The organism is Helicobacter pylori, assembly GCF_003637665.1.
GTDB lineage: Bacteria > Campylobacterota > Campylobacteria > Campylobacterales > Helicobacteraceae > Helicobacter > Helicobacter pylori_CK.
Genome location: NZ_MVWR01000002.1, coordinates 230,648 through 246,959 on the forward strand (window position 1 = coordinate 230,648; position 16,312 = coordinate 246,959).

Annotated in this window: 12 protein-coding genes and 1 pseudogene; 4 read left to right on the forward strand and 9 right to left on the reverse strand. The window is 39.1% G+C overall.

The features are described from left to right. Positions 1-1,187 precede the first annotated feature (1,187 nt). The 3 genes and pseudogenes from EAL49_RS02740 to EAL49_RS02755 all read right to left on the reverse strand — a co-directional run. Positions 1,188-2,069 (reverse strand): annotated as a pseudogene (locus EAL49_RS02740) (DUF3519 domain-containing protein); the annotation flags it as partial. A gap of 67 nt (positions 2,070-2,136) precedes the next feature. Then, positions 2,137-2,688 carry a Holliday junction branch migration protein RuvA gene (gene ruvA, locus EAL49_RS02750; protein ID WP_120828766.1) on the reverse strand — a complete coding sequence of 184 codons (552 nt, stop codon included), beginning with the start codon at positions 2,686-2,688 and terminating at the stop codon, positions 2,137-2,139. Between the two features lie 25 nt (positions 2,689-2,713). Beyond that, positions 2,714-4,558, reverse strand: coding sequence for a FapA family protein (locus EAL49_RS02755; RefSeq protein ID WP_120828768.1), 1,845 nt, complete (start codon positions 4,556-4,558; stop codon positions 2,714-2,716). A 92-nt stretch (positions 4,559-4,650) separates the two neighbouring features. Between EAL49_RS02755 and murJ the strand changes: the two genes are divergently transcribed. The 3 genes from murJ (at position 4,651) to EAL49_RS02770 (ending at position 11,733) form a co-directional block, all read left to right on the forward strand. Beyond that, positions 4,651-6,111, forward strand: a complete 1,461-nt coding sequence (gene murJ, locus EAL49_RS02760) for a murein biosynthesis integral membrane protein MurJ (RefSeq protein WP_120828770.1) — start codon at positions 4,651-4,653, stop codon at positions 6,109-6,111. Beyond that, on the forward strand, positions 6,112-7,509 hold the full coding sequence (gene cysS, locus EAL49_RS02765) for a cysteine--tRNA ligase (RefSeq protein WP_120828772.1): 1,398 nt from the start codon (positions 6,112-6,114) through the stop codon (positions 7,507-7,509). It abuts the gene before it with no gap. 285 nt (positions 7,510-7,794) lie between these two features. Beyond that, complete coding sequence (locus EAL49_RS02770) at positions 7,795-11,733, forward strand: vacuolating cyotoxin family protein (protein WP_120828774.1); 3,939 nt, start codon at positions 7,795-7,797, stop codon at positions 11,731-11,733. Between the two features lie 53 nt (positions 11,734-11,786). Here the strand turns inward: EAL49_RS02770 and EAL49_RS02775 are convergent, their stop codons facing one another. From EAL49_RS02775 to EAL49_RS02785, 3 genes are read right to left on the reverse strand one after another with little or no spacing between them, the layout of a single operon-like run. Then, entirely contained in the window at positions 11,787-12,554 is a 768-nt protein-coding gene (locus EAL49_RS02775) for an ABC transporter ATP-binding protein (RefSeq protein ID WP_000242337.1), read from the reverse strand. Beyond that, positions 12,554-13,534, reverse strand: coding sequence for a FecCD family ABC transporter permease (locus EAL49_RS02780; protein WP_000921470.1), 981 nt, complete (start codon positions 13,532-13,534; stop codon positions 12,554-12,556). Before EAL49_RS02780 ends, EAL49_RS02775 begins: the two co-directional genes overlap by 1 nt. Next, positions 13,527-14,369, reverse strand: a complete 843-nt coding sequence (locus EAL49_RS02785; RefSeq protein ID WP_120828776.1) for an SDR family oxidoreductase — start codon at positions 14,367-14,369, stop codon at positions 13,527-13,529. The genes EAL49_RS02780 and EAL49_RS02785 overlap by 8 nt, the downstream gene beginning before the upstream one ends. Positions 14,370-14,508: 139 nt before the next feature. On the opposite strand from EAL49_RS02785, the gene EAL49_RS02790 reads away from it, so the two are divergent. Then, positions 14,509-15,033: an acyl-CoA thioesterase gene (locus EAL49_RS02790; protein WP_097690829.1), complete on the forward strand. Its 525-nt coding sequence runs from the start codon at positions 14,509-14,511 to the stop codon at positions 15,031-15,033. A gap of 104 nt (positions 15,034-15,137) precedes the next feature. Here EAL49_RS02790 and EAL49_RS02795 read toward each other — a convergent pair whose 3' ends face one another. The 3 genes from EAL49_RS02795 to EAL49_RS02805 form a co-directional block, all read right to left on the reverse strand. Beyond that, positions 15,138-15,410 (reverse strand): HP0892 family type II toxin-antitoxin system mRNA interferase toxin, encoded by a 273-nt coding sequence (locus tag EAL49_RS02795; protein WP_120828779.1) that lies wholly within the window; start codon positions 15,408-15,410, stop codon positions 15,138-15,140. Next, positions 15,397-15,708 carry a type II toxin-antitoxin system antitoxin gene (locus tag EAL49_RS02800; RefSeq protein WP_033742256.1) on the reverse strand — a complete coding sequence of 104 codons (312 nt, stop codon included), beginning with the start codon at positions 15,706-15,708 and terminating at the stop codon, positions 15,397-15,399. Before EAL49_RS02800 ends, EAL49_RS02795 begins: the two co-directional genes overlap by 14 nt. Before the next feature lie 299 nt (positions 15,709-16,007). Beyond that, positions 16,008-16,312: outer membrane protein (locus tag EAL49_RS02805; RefSeq protein WP_162973085.1), on the reverse strand; the 305-nt coding region annotated here is incomplete at its 5' end.

Genomic DNA, 16,312 nt, shown 5'->3' on the forward strand with positions numbered 1-16,312 from the left:
TTTGATTAGAACAAAGCCAGAATTTTTAAAGGGGTTTTTAGGCTTATTTCTCTCATACTGACTGGGTAAGTTTGGGTAGTTTATTGCCTTGCTTATTCTTTTGTGGTAGGATTAGGGTTATCAAGGTTTAGGGGATTAGTATCTTTCCCTTTGTAATTTGGCACTAAAGGCGACTCAATTAGCCCATTCCTTGATTTATCCACTTCATAGCTTAATAACCCGCTTGCTCTTTAATGATTCGCTTTATCCATTATCCTTCTCGCTTCTTCTATAGATTTGATTGTAGCTATTGAGTTCGCTTTCTTTCATTTCTTGACTTTTTCAAGTTTTTGTTTTATAGTTTCAATGCAAGCCCACTCCATTGGCTTATTCTTTAAGCGTTCTTGCCTGCGGAATGAAAGAGTGGATAATGTCCGCCTTTTCAATCTCTGCTTTAATGTCGTTTTTTGTTTTCATTTATTCTCCTTGCGTTCTCCTTGAAAAGATTTAGGTCGTTATTTGGCTTTGTTGTGGTTTTTGTGGTAACATTCTTACAGACATCGCTATAGGAACTCGACCTATGGTTGCCCCTTAGAGGGTTTGGTGTCTTGCATTAAAGCTTTGATTGATGCATCATTTTTAAGATTAATTCATTTTTCACCCATTGACTCATTAAAGTTTTTTAAGTATTGTTCTTTTTAGCACCACCATGGGAACTCGACCTATGGCTGAACCTTTACTTTAGCATTGAGTCCGGTGCTTGAAAACTTCTTATAAGCGTTATTATTCTTATAATCTCCGTTACTCTTGAACATCGTTTTTAAAACTAATTCACTCTTTCTATTATTTATTTAATATTTTTGTGCTAATATTGTCAAGGCATGAGTTGGAGAATAACTTTCTAACCCATACTAAAAACACTTTGAGTGTGCCAATAGACCCTGACACGCAAGACGAAAGGGCTTGTGTATGGTCAAGGTGAGGCTTTTTAATGCTTTTCATTCCTTACTCCTTGTGTTTAATTTTTTATGTTAAAGTTCCAAAACACATTAGCTTTATCAAATATGTCTAGCACTCAGCTCATAACTGATGGTCAATTGCTATTCTGAGATTTTGCTAATGTTTTTCTATGGGCTACACTATCCTTATAATTTCGTTTTATGCTTCGTTTTATGCATTTTTTGCATTGTTTTTAGCGTTAACTCATGTTTTTCGGCGTTGGCTTGTTCTAGTGGGCTTAAATGGGTAGGTTTTGGTGTGGTTTCGTTTAAATTTTCTGTATTTTTTAATAAATCCTCTTGATCTATTAGCGGTTTTGGTGTATTATTTTCTGTAGCACCACTATAGGAACTCAACCTATGGCGCACCTTCGCATCAGCGTCGAGTGAGGTGCTTGAAAATTCTTTATAAACTTCATTATTTTTATAACTCCCATTGTTCTTATACATTGTTTTTAAAGCTAATTCATTTTTCTTATTGATCGCTTGCTCTACCACTACCGCATAGCCGTTGATTTGTTTAAACGCCGTTATCGCTTCTTTATCGTATTTGTCTAAAGTCCTAAGAATTGCATCAGCGTTATTAACGATATATCTATAATTCGCTATATCTTCGTTCGTAACAGGGATTTCTCCATTTCTAACATTAACAGAATTAACGCCATGCCTTTTGAGTATGTGAGCGATAGCATCATGATCTAAACTCGCTCTTATGTTTTGCTTAAAGTTAGCGTCTTTTAAAAGTTCTAATTCTTTGTTAGAGGCTTTTTCTATAATCATTTTTTTGTTGTTTTTGTGCATAAATTCAACCATTTCAGGGTTTAGGTTATTCACTCCAAAAGTGATCGCATCTCTCCCGCTTGTAGGGATTTCTGCGTTATTTAATAGCTCTTTGATTTGCTTGTTAGTGAGTTTTTCATTAGAAAAATCGCTCGCTTTAGTTTTGATCTCTTCGCTCGCTTGTTTGACGCCGTTATTAAGCTCTTCAATGATTTTAAGCGTGTTGTTGCTAAAGTGTGATTTTTGCGCGCTTAATTCTAAATTCTTACTAAATTCGCTTATAGAGTGGCTTCTCTCAAGCGCTCGTTTAATGTGATATTTTAAGGCGGCTCCTGCGGTGGCTTCGTTTAAAGCGTAGCCGCTAAACTAAAAGCTTTTTTTAAGAGCGCAGTTGTTGTAAGGCTTCTTTAATCGCTACTTCTATGCTGAGATTGGGTTTTAGGGTTTTTAAGACTTGGTTGATTTCGGTGCTTTTAAAGCCCAAACTCTCTAGGGCTAAAAAAACTTCATTGTGCACAGGTCTGTTTTCATCTTGAATGAAAAAGCCAATCAAATCCACCATGATCTTATCAGCGAGCTTTTTCCCTATGCCTGGGACTTGCTGGAGTCTTTTGACTTCTTTGGTGGCGATAATGTTTTCAAATTCATTCGGCGAAAAGCTTGAAAGAATGGCTAAAGCGATACGCCCCCCTACCCCATTGATTTTCAAAAGCCTTTCAAAAAGGATTTTTTCGCCCTCTTCTAAAAACCCGTATAAAAGATGCGCATCTTCTTTAATCACTTGTAAGATTTTCAAACGCGCTTTTTGGCCCGCTTGAAGCAAAGCAGCCGTTCGCATAGAAACTTGCACCCCATAAACAACCCCTTGCACTTCTATATGCACTTCTAAAGCGGAGATTTTTTCCACAACCCCTATCAAACCCACTATCATTTTTATCCCTTTTTTATTTCTTGTTCTAGCCTTTTATCGTGCTTTTAGGGACTTTTTTGATTTTATGATCTTCATAGATCACATCCACGCTTTCATTATGGCTTAACATGGCGGTTGAATTGCTCACTTTAGGGTAATTGCGATGGTAAATCACAATATTTTCTTGCTTGAAAGGGTTTTTAGTCGTAATGCTTGCATGCTGGAAGCTGTTTTCTATGCTAATGAGTTTAGCGTAGCATTCGTTATTGATTTTTTGTAATTCTAACATTTGAGCTTTTAGGATTTTCAAACGCTTTAGAGCAAACATAAACTCGCTATAAGCGTCTTTCACGCTTTCTTGTTGCATTAAAGAGCGTTTGATTTCTTCGGTGGCGTTTTTAAGCTTTTCCATGATGGCTTGATGGTTTTTAACCAAATGGTTTAAGGATTGGTGCTGAGCGATGATTTTTTTGGATTTTAACCCTAACGCATTGAGTTTTTGTTTAGCGATCTTCAATTCTTCTTGGTTTTCTCGCCCCCCAAAAGCGTAAAAAATAAAGCGGTTGCCATTACCATCCACCTCATCAATCAAACATTGCTTGGAAAAATACAGCTTGTTATCGCTTTTGAGCTTTTCTAAAGCGATTTCTTTCGCATAGACCACACTCCCCGCGCTCGCTTCCACTTTAACGCTATTGGCATACACCTTAGCGCGCTCTAAATACTTGCACTCAAACTCTTTAGCGTAGCACACGCCCTTATGGTTAGTGATACGCGCTTTATTGGCATAGACATAGCTTTCAGGGTGGATTTGCCCCTCTATAGTGATTTCTTTGGCCACTAAGATCACATTCTTGCCCACATTGCCCTTAATGTTAATTACGCTCGCTTCTAAAATGAGGTTAGAATCAATCGCATCGCTCAATTCATCTTTAGCTTGAATTTCTAAAACTAACCCGCTCTCCACTCCCCCTAAAAGATTAGGCACTTCAATGGATTTGATCCCGTTTTTAAAGATAAAATTTTGCTTAGAAACCAAACGCCCTTTTTCCATTTTAACCCCTTGTAAGGCTTTGGAGTAATACACTAAAGCGTTATTTTCTTCTCTTTCTTCAAAAGCGTTTTTGTCATGCCCTATAGGGGTGGGCGAATTGGCAACTTTAGGCAATTCAATATAAAGGCCTTTAAGGTTACGGCCGTCTCTGCCTTGTTTGGGGTAATTCACGCAAGCGACTTTTTGATTTTCTTTAGCGATATAGTAATTTTCTTTAACAAACGATTCTTCTTGATCACTTAAAGGGATAGTATGAGTTGGAAGGTATTCTTCTTCTAATAAAAAATGGGATTGTTCTTCTATATTAGGGATAAAGGTTGAAGAAGCGTATAAAATAAAGTGCTTATTTTGGGCTTCTTTTTGATATTTTCTTAATTCTGTTTTTAAATTTTCATACATTTGTGAAAGGTGGCGAAACACCACGCCTTGAAAGGCTAAACGCTCCTTAATATACGCAAACATTTCTTGGTAATGCTCTTCAGTGTCTAGGACAATAAAACACTCGTCTAAAACAATTTCTATTTGGCTTAAATCTTCATCCACTTTTACTTCAAAAAAGCGTTTATAGGCGTTTGATTTGATTTTAATGTCATGGGTTTGATAAAGGGTTAGCTCTTTTTTTTCATAGTATTCCTCTTCTTCTAATTGCTGCAATTCCCCACCAAAAGCCTCGCTAAAATCGTCTTTAGCACTGTTTTTGATAAAAATAGAAGTTTTTAAAATCTCAAACCATAGATCTTCTGTTTGTAATTTATTTTCAGCGGCCGCTTTTTTTAATTCTTTTTGAATGTCTTTGCACCGCTCAATTTTTATAGGGGCAAAACGCTCCAAGCTCATTTTTTAATCCTTAAATGGTATAATATAAGAATTTGAAAAAAGAAATATGCTAACAAAAAAACACTGAAAATTAGGTAATAAATACAACCAGTATGCTAAAAAAAATATTTTTAACCAACAGCTTAGGGATTTTATGCTCTAGGATTTTTGGCTTTTTACGGGATTTAATGATGGCCAATATTCTAGGGGCTGGGGTGTATAGCGATATTTTCTTTGTGGCTTTCAAATTGCCTAATTTATTCAGGCGTATTTTTGCGGAGGGCTCTTTTTCTCAAAGCTTTTTACCGAGCTTCATACGAAGCTCCATTAAAGGGAGCTTTGCGAGTTTGGTGGGGCTTATTTTTTGTATCGTTTTATTCATATGGTGCTTATTAGTAGCGCTCAATCCCTTATGGCTAACCAAACTCCTAGCTTACGGCTTTGATGAAGAGACGATCAAATTATGTGCCCCTATTGTAGCGATCAATTTTTGGTATCTTTTATTGGTGTTTATCACCACTTTTTTAGGCGCGCTTTTACAATACAAACACAGCTTTTTTGCCAGCGCTTATAGCACAAGCTTACTCAATTTATGCATGATTTCAGCCCTTTTTATTTCTAAAGAAAAAACGCATTTAGAAGCGTTATATTATTTGAGCTACGGCGTGCTTTTAGGGGGCGTGGCTCAAATTTTATTGCACTTTTACCCTTTAGTGAAATTGGGCTTATTAAATTTATTATTTAAAGGATTTTTGAGCTTTAAGACCAAAAATGCCGCCAAAAAAGAATATCGTTTGAATAGGGCTAAAAAGGATCTAAAAGCGTTTTTCAAGCAATTCCTCCCCAGCGTTTTAGGCAATTCCAGCACTCAAATCGCTTCTTTTTTAGACACCACGATCGCCTCTTTTCTAGCGAGCGGGAGCGTGTCTTATTTGTATTACGCTAATAGAGTCTTCCAACTCCCTTTAGCGTTATTTGCTATCGCTATCTCCACAGCTCTTTTCCCCAGCATTGCGATCGCACTTAAAAACAACCAGCAGGATTTAATCTTACAACGCTTGCAAAAGGCGTGGTTTTTTTTGGTGGGGGTTTTGCTTCTTTGCAGCATTGGGGGAATCATGTTAAGCAAAGAAATCACCGAGCTTTTATTTGAAAGGGGGCAATTTAGCCCTAAAGACACTCTAATCACTTCGCAAGTCTTTTCGCTCTATCTTTTAGGCTTGCTCCCTTTTGGGCTAACCAAACTCTTTTCTTTATGGCTCTATGCGAAATTAGAACAAAAAAAAGCGGCTAAAATCTCTTTAATTTCGCTTTTTTTAGGTTTGGTGGCTTCTTTAAGTTTGATGCCCTTTTTAGGGGTTTTGGGTTTAGCGTTAGCGAATAGTTTGAGCGGGTTGTTTTTATTTGTTTTAACGATTAAAGCGTTTGGCTTTCAAGCATTCTTGGGTATAATTAAGCCTTTAAAATTATGGCTTGTGATTCTTTTTCTCGCTTGCGCAGAAATCTTATTGCTCTTAGCGTTCAAGTCGTTAATAACACATTTATATTTATTTTATTATTTTCAAGGTTTTTAAATGTTAATTTATGATACCAAATTAAAACAAAAAGTCCCTTTTGAGCCTTTAATTGAAAAAAAGGCGAATATTTATGTGTGCGGGCCTACGGTGTATGATGACGCTCATTTAGGGCATGCCAGGAGCGCTATTGCTTTTGATTTGTTGAGGCGAACGCTTGAATTGAGCGGCTATGAAGTGGTGTTGGTTAGGAATTTCACGGATATTGATGACAAGATTATCAATAAAGCCTTCAAAGAAAATAAAAGCATTCAAGAATTAAGCGGTATTTATATTGAATCTTACACGAGAGATTTAAACGCTTTGAATGTGAAAAAACCCAGCCTAGAGCCTAAAGCGAGCGAGTATTTAGACGCTATGGTGCGCATGATTGAAACGCTTTTAGAAAAAAATATCGCTTATCAAGTTTCTAATGGGGATATTTATTTAGACACGAGCAAGGATAAAGATTACGGCTCTTTGAGCGTGCATAATAGCAGCGTTGAATTTGGCCGCATTGGTTTAGTGCAAGAAAAACGGCTCGAACAGGATTTTGTGTTATGGAAAAGCTATAAGGGGGATAATGATGTGGGCTTTGATAGCCCTTTAGGCAAGGGGCGCCCTGGCTGGCATATAGAATGCTCTAGCATGGTTTTTGAAACTTTAGCGCTCGCTAACACCCCCTATCAAATTGACATTCATGCAGGCGGAGTGGATTTGTTATTCCCCCACCATGAAAATGAAGCGTGCCAAACCCGTTGCGCTTTTGGCGTGGAAATCGCTAAATACTGGATGCACAATGGCTTTGTGAATATCAATAATGAAAAAATGTCTAAAAGTTTAGGCAATAGCTTTTTTATTAAAGACGCGCTCAAAAACTATGATGGCGAAATTTTGCGCAATTATTTATTAGGGGTGCATTATCGCTCTGTTTTGAATTTTAACGAAGAAGATCTATTGGTGAGTAAAAAACGCTTGGATAAAATCTATCGCTTGAAACAGCGCGTTTTGGGATCTCTTGGAAACATTGATTTAAACTTTAAAAAAGAAATTTTAGAGTGCATGCAAGATGATTTAAACGTTTCTAAAGCGTTGAGCGTTTTAGAAAGCATGCTTTCTTCTGTGAATGAAAAACTGGATCAAAACCCTAAAAACAAGGCTTTGAAAGGCGAAATTTTAGCGAACTTGAAATTCGTAGAAGAATTGCTTGGCATCGGGTTTAAAAACCCTAGCGAATATTTCCAATTAGGCGTGAATGAAAGCGAAAAACAAGAAATTGAAAAAAAGATAGAAGAAAGGAAGCGCGCCAAAGAGCAAAAGGATTTCATGAAAGCCGATAACATCAGAGAAGAGCTTTTAAAGCGCAAAATCGCTTTGATGGACACCCCACAAGGCACTACATGGGAGAAGCTTTTTTAAGCTTCTCAAACCTTACTTATTTACACACTCTAACCAAAACTTTCAATAAGAGAAGCTTTTTAAGCTTTTTAAATTTTACCTATTTACACACTTTAGCCAAAAATTTCAATAATGTTACTTTTTAATCTTGTTAAATTTTGCGTTCATTTATATTAAATTGATAAAAATTAACCATTGGTTGTAGATTTGTATATTTATAACCTTAATTGTAAAGGCAACAGAAATCATCTCGTTTAAAGTCGCACCATTTGTGCAAAAATCGTTTTATAATAAGAAAGGAAAAAAATGGAAATACAACAAACACACCGCAAAATCAATCGCCCTATTATTTCTCTCGCTTTAGCGGGGGCATTAATGAGCACCGAATTAGGGGCTAATGCCAATGATCCCATACACAGTGAGAATCGCGCTTTTTTCACCACCGTGATCATTCCAGCCATTATTGGTGGTATCGCTACCGGTACCGCTGTAGGAACGGTCTCAGGGCTTCTTAGCTGGGGACTCAAACAAGCCGAACAAGCCAATAAAGCCCCGGACAAACCCGATAAAGTTTGGCGCATTCAAGCAGGCAGAGGCTTTGATAATTTCCCCCACAAGCAATACGACTTATACAAATCCCTTTTATCCAGTAAGATTGATGGAGGCTGGGACTGGGGGAATGCCGCTAGGCATTATTGGGTCAAAGACGGGCAATGGAACAAACTTGAAGTGGATATGCAAAACGCTGTAGGGACTTATAACCTTTCAGGCCTTATCAACTTTACTGGTGGGGATTTAGACGTCAATATGCAAAAAGCCACTTTGCGTTTGGGCCAATTCAATGGCAACTCTTTCACAAGCTTTAAAGATAGCGCTGATCGCACCACGAGAGTGAATTTTGACGCTAAAAATATCTTAATTGATAATTTTGTAGAAATCAACAATCGCGTGGGTTCTGGAGCCGGGAGGAAAGCCAGCTCTACGGTTTTGACCTTGAAAAGTTCAGAAAAAATCACGAGCCGTGAAAACGCGGAAATCTCTCTTTATGATGGCGCCACGCTCAATTTGGTTTCAAGCTCAAATCAGAGCGTTGATCTATACGGGAAGGTGTGGATGGGCCGTTTGCAATACGTGGGAGCGTATTTAGCCCCTTCATACAGCACGATAGACACTTCAAAAGTTCAAGGGGAAATGAATTTCCGCCATCTCGCTGTGGGGGATCAAAACGCCGCTCAAGCGGGCATTATCGCTAGTAAAAAGACTAATATTGGCGTGCTGGATTTGTGGCAAAGCGCCGGCTTAAGCATTATCACCCCTCCCGAAGGCGGTTATGAAAGTAAAACTAAAGACACACCTTCTCAAAATAATCCTAAAAATGACACGCAAAAAACAGAAATTCAACCCACGCAAGTCATTGATGGGCCTTTTGCGGGCGGCAAAGACACGGTTGTGAATATTTTCCACTTAAACACTAAAGCCGATGGCACGCTTAGAGCGGGAGGGTTTAAAGCTTCATTAAGCACGAATGCGGCTCATTTGAATATCGGCGAAGGCGGTGTCAATCTGTCCAATCAAGCGAGCGGACGCTCTCTTTTAGTGGAAAATCTAACCGGGAATATCACCGTTGAGGGGACTTTAAGAGTGAATAATCAAGTGGGCGGTGCTGCTGTGGCAGGCTCAAGCGCGAATTTTGAGTTTAAAGCTGGTGAAGACACCAACAACGCCACAGCCACTTTCAATAACGATATCCATCTAGGAAAAGCGGTGAACTTAAGAGTGGATGCTCATACAGCTTATTTTAATGGCAATATTTATCTGGGAAAATCCACGAATTTGAGAGTGAATGGCCATAGCGCTCATTTTAAAAATATTGATGCCACAAAGAGCGATAACGGGCTAAACACTAGCGCTTTGGATTTTAGCGGCGTTACAGACAAAGTCAATATCAACAAGCTCACTACATCTGCCACTAATGTGAACATTAAAAACTTTGACATTAAGGAATTAGTGGTTACAACCCGTGTTCAAAGTTTTGGGCAATACACTATTTTTGGCGAAAATATAGGCGATAAGTCTCGCATTGGTGTCGTGAGTTTGCAAACGGGATATAGCCCGGCCTATTCTGGGGGCGTTACTTTTAAAAGCGGTAAGAAACTGGTTATAGATGAAATTTACCATGCCCCTTGGAATTATTTTGACGCTAGGAATGTTACCGATGTTGAAGTCAACAAAAGGATTCTTTTTGGAGCTCCAGGAAACATTGCCGGCAAAACAGGGCTTATGTTTAATAACCTAACCCTAAACAGCAACGCGAGCATGGATTATGGTAAAGATTTGGATTTAACCATTCAAGGGCATTTCACTAACAATCAAGGCACGATGAATCTTTTTGTCCAAGATGGGCGTGTAGCGACCTTAAATGCAGGCCATCAAGCAAGCATGATATTTAATAATGTAGTGGATAGCGCGACCGGATTTTACAAACCACTCATTAAGATCAATAACGCTCAAAACCTCACTAAAAATAAAGAACATGTTTTAGTGAGAGCGCGAAACATTGATTATAATTTAGTGGGAGTGCAAGGCGCTAGTTATGATTCTATTTCTGCAAGCAACACCAATCTGCAAGATCAATTCAAAGAGCGCCTAGCCCTTTATAACAACAACAACCGCATGGACATTTGTGTGGTGCGAAAAGACAATCTCAATGACATTAAAGCATGCGGGATGGCTATCGGCAATCAAAGCATGGTGAATAACCCTGAAAAATACAAGTATCTTGAAGGTAAGGCATGGAAAAATACAGGGATTAATAAAACGGCTAACAACACCACAATCGCTGTCAATTTAGGCAACAATTCTACGCCTACTAGTTCTGAAAGCAATACCACAAATTTACCCACCAACACCACTAACAAGGCGCGTTTCGCTAGCTACGCTCTCATCAAGAACGCTCCTTTCGCTCGTTATAGCGCTACTCCTAATTTAGTCGCTATCAATAAGCATGATTTTGGCACCATTGAAAGCGTGTTTGAATTGGCTAACCGCTCTAGCGATATTGACACGCTTTATACTCATTCAGGCACGCAAGGCAGGGATCTCTTACAAACCTTATTGATTGATAGCCATGATGCGGGTTATGCCAGAACCATGATTGATGCTACAAGCGCTAATGAAATCACCAAGCAATTGAATGCGGCCACTACCGCTTTAAACAACATAGCCAGTTTAGAGCATAAAACCAGCGGCTTACAAACTTTGAGCTTGAGCAATGCGATGATCTTAAATTCTCGTTTAGTCAATCTCTCTAGAAGGCACACCAACCATATTGACTCGTTCGCCCAACGCTTACAAGCTTTAAAAGACCAAAGATTCGCTTCTTTAGAAAGCGCGGCGGAAGTGTTGTATCAATTTGCCCCTAAATATGAAAAACCCACCAATGTTTGGGCTAACGCTATTGGGGGAACGAGCTTGAATAATGGCTCTAACGCTTCATTGTATGGCACAAGTGCCGGCGTAGATGCTTACCTTAATGGGAATGTAGAAGCCATTGTGGGCGGTTTTGGAAGCTATGGTTATAGCTCTTTTAGTAATCGTGCGAACTCTCTTAACTCTGGGGCCAATAACACTAATTTTGGCGTGTATAGCCGTCTCTTTGCTAACCAGCATGAATTTGACTTTGAAGCTCAAGGGGCGCTAGGGAGTGATCAAGCAAGCTTGAATTTCAAAAGCGCTCTGTTGCAAGATTTGAATCAAAGCTATCATTACTTAGCCTATAGCACCACAACAAGAGCGAGCTATGGTTATGACTTCGCGTTTTTTAGGAACGCTTTAGTGTTAAAACCAAGCGTGGGCGTGAGCTATAACCATTTAGGTTCAACCAACTTTAAAAGCAACAGCACCAATCAAGCGGCTTTGAAAAATGGCTCTAGCAGTCAGCATTTATTCAACGCTAGCGCTAATGTGGAAGCACGCTATTATTATGGGGACACTTCATACTTCTATATGAACGCTGGAGTTTTACAAGAGTTCGCTCGCTTTGGATCTAATAACGCCGCGTCTTTAAACACTTTTAAAGTGAATGCCACTCGTAACCCTTTAAATACCCATGCCAGAGTGATGATGGGTGGGGAATTGCAATTAGCTAAAGAAGTGTTTTTGAATTTGGGCGTTGTTTATTTGCACAATTTGATTTCCAACGCAAGCCATTTCGCTTCCAATTTAGGAATGAGGTATAGTTTCTAATATCGCTCTTAAACCCATGCTTTGGCATGGGTTTAAAAAATCTTATAAAACCCCTACAACGCATACACGACAAGCTTATTATCATGCCAGATCGCTTCTAAAGGCGTGTCATAGAGCGCGCTTAAATTGTGCGAAGTCATAGCGATTGGCGTGGAAGCTTGCAAAAAAAGTTTTTTATCTTTGAGCATGACCACATGCGTGGAGTGCCTGGCAACCAAATTCGGATCATGGATATTGACTAAAACGCTCAATTCTCGTTTTTTCATCTCATCTTTAATCGCATCAAAAAAAAGGGCTTGGTTTTTTAAATCTAACGCGCTCGTAGGCTCATCCAGTAACAATAAAGGCGTTCTTTGCAACAAACTTCTGGCTAAAAGCACCATTTGCCTTTGACCGCCGGACAAATCATTAATACCTTGATCTTTTAGGGACTCTAAATCTAAGCGCTCTAAAACGCTAGTCGCTTCTTTAATGTGCTTAGCTTTAGGCATAGCGAACAAGTTCAAATGCGTCGCCTTCCCCATTAAGACAAAATCCAGCACGCTGAAATTAAACGCATAAGATTCCACTTGAGGGATATAAGCGATCAATTTGGCTTTTTCATAAGGCTTTAAGGGTAAAATATCTTTGTTACACGCTTTAATTTCGGTTTCTTCTAAAGGCTTTAAAAGCCCTAAAAGGCATTTTAAAAGCGTAGTTTTACCCGATCCATTAGGCGCTAAAATGCTGGTGATGCTGTTTTTTGGCACGCTAAAACTCAATTTATCCAAAATGAGTTTTTGAGAATATTTAAAGGACAGGTTTTTAACTTCTAAGACCATCACACCCCCCTAGTCCTGAATAAAAGCCACAAGAAGAAAGGCGCTCCTAAAACGCTTGTCGCAATGCCTACCGGTAAATCATAGGGGGTAATGGTTTTAGCCACCACATCCGCTAAAAGCAAGAAAAACGCTCCCATTAACAAAGAGCTTAAAAGCAGTTTTTGTAAATTCGCCCCAAAAAACAACCTCGCTACATGCGGAATGACTAACCCAATCCAGCCAATCGTGCCGGACACGCTCACCGCCAAAGCGCTCGCAACGCTCACGCACACCAAACAAAGCGATCGCAACAGCACCGGATTAATGCCCAAACTCAAACTTTGCGCATCGCTCAAGCTCAATAAATTGATGCGCCACCTTAACAAAAAAAGCGGGATAAAGCCTAAAGATAGCCCTATGAAAGCGATCAAACAATCCTTATAACTGCTTAAAGACAAGCTCCCTAAAAGCCACACGACAATCGCTTGCGCTTTTTGGGGGATCACAAAGAATTTGATCGCCCCGGCTAAGGCGCTTAAAAACGCGCTCAACACCACCCCTGAAAGCACCAACGAAAGGACGGAATTACCCAAAACCCTATTCATCGCCAAAACAGCAAGGCTGGCTAAAATCGCCCCAAAAAACGCCAAAATCGCAATATTAGACTCCACTACCGCTATCGCCATCGCCACGCCTAGCATCGCTCCGCTAGAAATCCCTAATAAAAAGGGATCGACTAAGGGGTTTCTAAAGATCGTTTGCATCACCACCCCACTCCCGGACAAACTCGCCCCCACTAAAAGCGCTAAAATCACTCGTGGTAATCGTATTTCTAAAATAATAACACTTAAAGAGCTCAGTTCTTCATTGTGTAAAAAGTGGTTTTTCACGTTAAGGTACACTTCTTGCCATTCTTCCAAACTCAAGGACTCCCCTCCAAACAACAACACCACCACCGCTAAAATCACGCAAGCTAAGGCAATATGATAGGTTTTAAGCATCACGCTTCCTTTTAAGAACGATTAATCTGAACAAAGAATCATACCAACTACTCGGGAGGATTCTATACAACGCCAACAACAATTGGGTTTTTAAGCCGATCAAATAGCGGGCCTTGATTTTTTGACTCATGCTAAGAAAAACGATTTTTTGCGCCACGGCTTTAGGGCTTAGGGCTTTTTGATACACGCTCGCGTAAAAAGTTTTAGCCGCATCCACCTCTAACGCATAAACGCTATCTTTTCGCTCATCGTTTTCAAAAGCGGTTTTTTCCCAATTGCTTTTCACCGGGCCTGGCTCAATCAAACACACTTGAACGTTAAAGGGTTTAAGCTCTAAACGCAAGGCATCGCTATAAGCTTCTAATGCATGCTTACTCGCGCTGTAATGGCCTAAAAAGAGCATGCTCATACGCCCCGCTATGGAAGAAAGATTGAAAATCTTAGAATAAGGCTTGTTTTTCAATAAGGGCAAACAAAACTGCACCACTTCACAAAGGGCGAAAAAATTCACGCCAAATTGCTTTTTAACCTCTTCAATGGGCGTGTCTTCTACGCTCCCAAACACCCCATAACCAGCAGAATTGATCAAAACGTCGCAATGATCTTCTTTAGCGCTGATGTTTAAAAACACTTCTTTTAAAGCGTTAGAATCGCTCACATCAATATCAATGCTCTCACATAACGCATGGTTTAACGCTACGCACAAAGTCGCATGCCTAGAGAGCGCATAGACTTTATACCCTTGATCTAGTAGCATTAACGCGCACTCCAACCCAATCCCAGAACTCGCCCCGGTGATAATCGCCACCTTTTGGTTTTCTTTTTTCTCGCCCATTATCTAACGCCAACTCTCTTATTATTTTTCTAATTCCTCTAATATTCACTCAATATTACTTAATTTTTACTAATATATAGTTCTTGGAATGTTTTTTACAAAAGACATTTTTAACACCAATTTTAATTAAGGAGAAGCAATGCCTCAAATACAATCATCGCATTCTAGCCATTTTGATTTTACTATAGACACAGCGGATCGCACTAAATTATTGATGAGCTATTTAGTCGTGCCTACAACCGCTAATTTCAACAATGTCATGCATGGGGGGGAATTATTGAATTTATTGGATAAAGTGGCTTATGTGTGTTCGACTCGTTATTGTGCTAAAGGAACGGTCACTTTAAGCGTGGATGGGGTTACTTTTAAATACCCCATTCCTGTAGGGAATTTGCTCACTTTTTTAGCTAGTATCAATTATGTGGGCAACACTTCGTGCGAAGTGGGGATTAAGGTTTTGAGCGAAGATATTAAAACTCGTGAAATCACGCACACGAATTCATGCTATTTCACTATGGTGGCTGTGGAAAATGGCAAATCCACCCCCATGCCTAAATACGAGCCTAAAACAGAGGTTGAAATCCGCCGTTATGAAGGGGCTTTGAAGCGTAAAGAAATGCGCACACGAGGGTATTTAAAAAGCGGGAAACACGAGGGTGTGTGAAGCAAAAAAAGCGTAAGCGGTGTTTAACCCTAAATTTTACCCCTAAAAAAGGGGGGTAGTTGGTTTGAGCGATTGGTTTAAGCGTTATAAATTGTGTGGGTGGATTAAAACAGCTTGCTATGACTGCCTAGTCTTACTAAAGAGAGGGTGTTTTCTTGTTTTTTGATTTGATAGACAAGCAATAAATCCGGTTGTAGGTGGCATTCCCTAAAATCTTTTAAAGTGCCTTTGAGTGGGTGGTCTTTGTATTGGGGAGCTAGGGGTTGCTCTTTGGCTAAATTTCCAACCACTTTATACAAAAGCTTTAAATCAAACCCGTTTTTAACAAGAATTTTAAGATCCTTATCAAATTTTTTACTGGTTTCAATTATCAGCATTTTTAAATCTTAAGTTTTCACAATGTTTTTTAAAATCCTCTATGCTTTTAAAACAAAGGTGGTTCTTGGTATCTTTAGTCCTTGCTAAGATTTCTCGCTCTTCTTCTATGGTGTATCCATTTTCGGTTAGGTTTAGCGCTTTAAATTGGAGTGCTTTTTTAATCCTTTGTTTTTGAGTTTGGATTTCTTTCAATTTTTCTAACGCTCTTTTTTGCTTGGTCTTGATAGAATTTAAAAAATTAAAAAGCTGTCTTTGGCTGTATTTTGTGTAGTCTTTTTCTGCGGTGGTGTTTGGCATGCTTATTCCTTTAAAAATATAAGATCAGTTCATTATAGCGCAAGCGATAGAGCAAGATTAAAAAGCTAGAAATCAAAACTTAAAGATTGAAAAGCGAAAGCAGTGGGGATTGGCAAAAAAGATCAAACCCCCCCAAAAAAAAGAGAGTTTTAAAAGAAAAGCTTCAAAAAAAGAAAGTTTTAAAAAAAGAAATCCCTTTAAAAAAGAGGGTTCAAAAAAAATAATTCAAAAAAACTTCAAAAGAAATAAAGTTTAAAAAAAAACCCCCCTAAAAAGGGAGTTTCATAAAGAGCCAAACATCAGTAAGCGAACACGTAATTCAAATACACGCTATAAAGCCTTCTGTATTTGAGTTCAGCCCCCATAAAGGAATAGTAATTGGTGTTGATGGTGGGGATTTTAAGCCCTAATTCAATCCCATGCTGAGCCACATGATCGCTGTCTTTTTTCTTGGGCCTGGCCAAATTCATCCTCACTCCCATGTTGAATAAGAATTGGAAATTCGCCACATTCATTTTAGCGTTATAGACGTTATTCACGGTGGCTAAATTCACATACTCAGAATTGAGCCATGAAGTGCCCGCTAACGCAATCCCGCCAAAAA

Excerpts from the sequence above, each read along its gene's own strand:
- ruvA (WP_120828766.1), bottom strand. The coding sequence starts at position 2,688 with ATGATAGTGGGTTTGATAGGGGTTGTGGAAAAAATCTCCGCTTTAGAA.
- EAL49_RS02755 (WP_120828768.1), bottom strand. The coding sequence starts at position 4,558 with ATGAGCTTGGAGCGTTTTGCCCCTATAAAAATTGAGCGGTGCAAAGAC.
- murJ (WP_120828770.1), top strand. The coding sequence starts at position 4,651 with ATGCTAAAAAAAATATTTTTAACCAACAGCTTAGGGATTTTATGCTCT.
- cysS (WP_120828772.1), top strand. The coding sequence starts at position 6,112 with ATGTTAATTTATGATACCAAATTAAAACAAAAAGTCCCTTTTGAGCCT.
- EAL49_RS02770 (WP_120828774.1), top strand. The coding sequence starts at position 7,795 with ATGGAAATACAACAAACACACCGCAAAATCAATCGCCCTATTATTTCT.
- EAL49_RS02775 (WP_000242337.1), bottom strand. The coding sequence starts at position 12,554 with ATGGTCTTAGAAGTTAAAAACCTGTCCTTTAAATATTCTCAAAAACTC.
- EAL49_RS02780 (WP_000921470.1), bottom strand. The coding sequence starts at position 13,534 with ATGCTTAAAACCTATCATATTGCCTTAGCTTGCGTGATTTTAGCGGTG.
- EAL49_RS02785 (WP_120828776.1), bottom strand. The coding sequence starts at position 14,369 with ATGGGCGAGAAAAAAGAAAACCAAAAGGTGGCGATTATCACCGGGGCG.
- EAL49_RS02790 (WP_097690829.1), top strand. The coding sequence starts at position 14,509 with ATGCCTCAAATACAATCATCGCATTCTAGCCATTTTGATTTTACTATA.
- EAL49_RS02795 (WP_120828779.1), bottom strand. The coding sequence starts at position 15,410 with ATGCTGATAATTGAAACCAGTAAAAAATTTGATAAGGATCTTAAAATT.
- EAL49_RS02800 (WP_033742256.1), bottom strand. The coding sequence starts at position 15,708 with ATGCCAAACACCACCGCAGAAAAAGACTACACAAAATACAGCCAAAGA.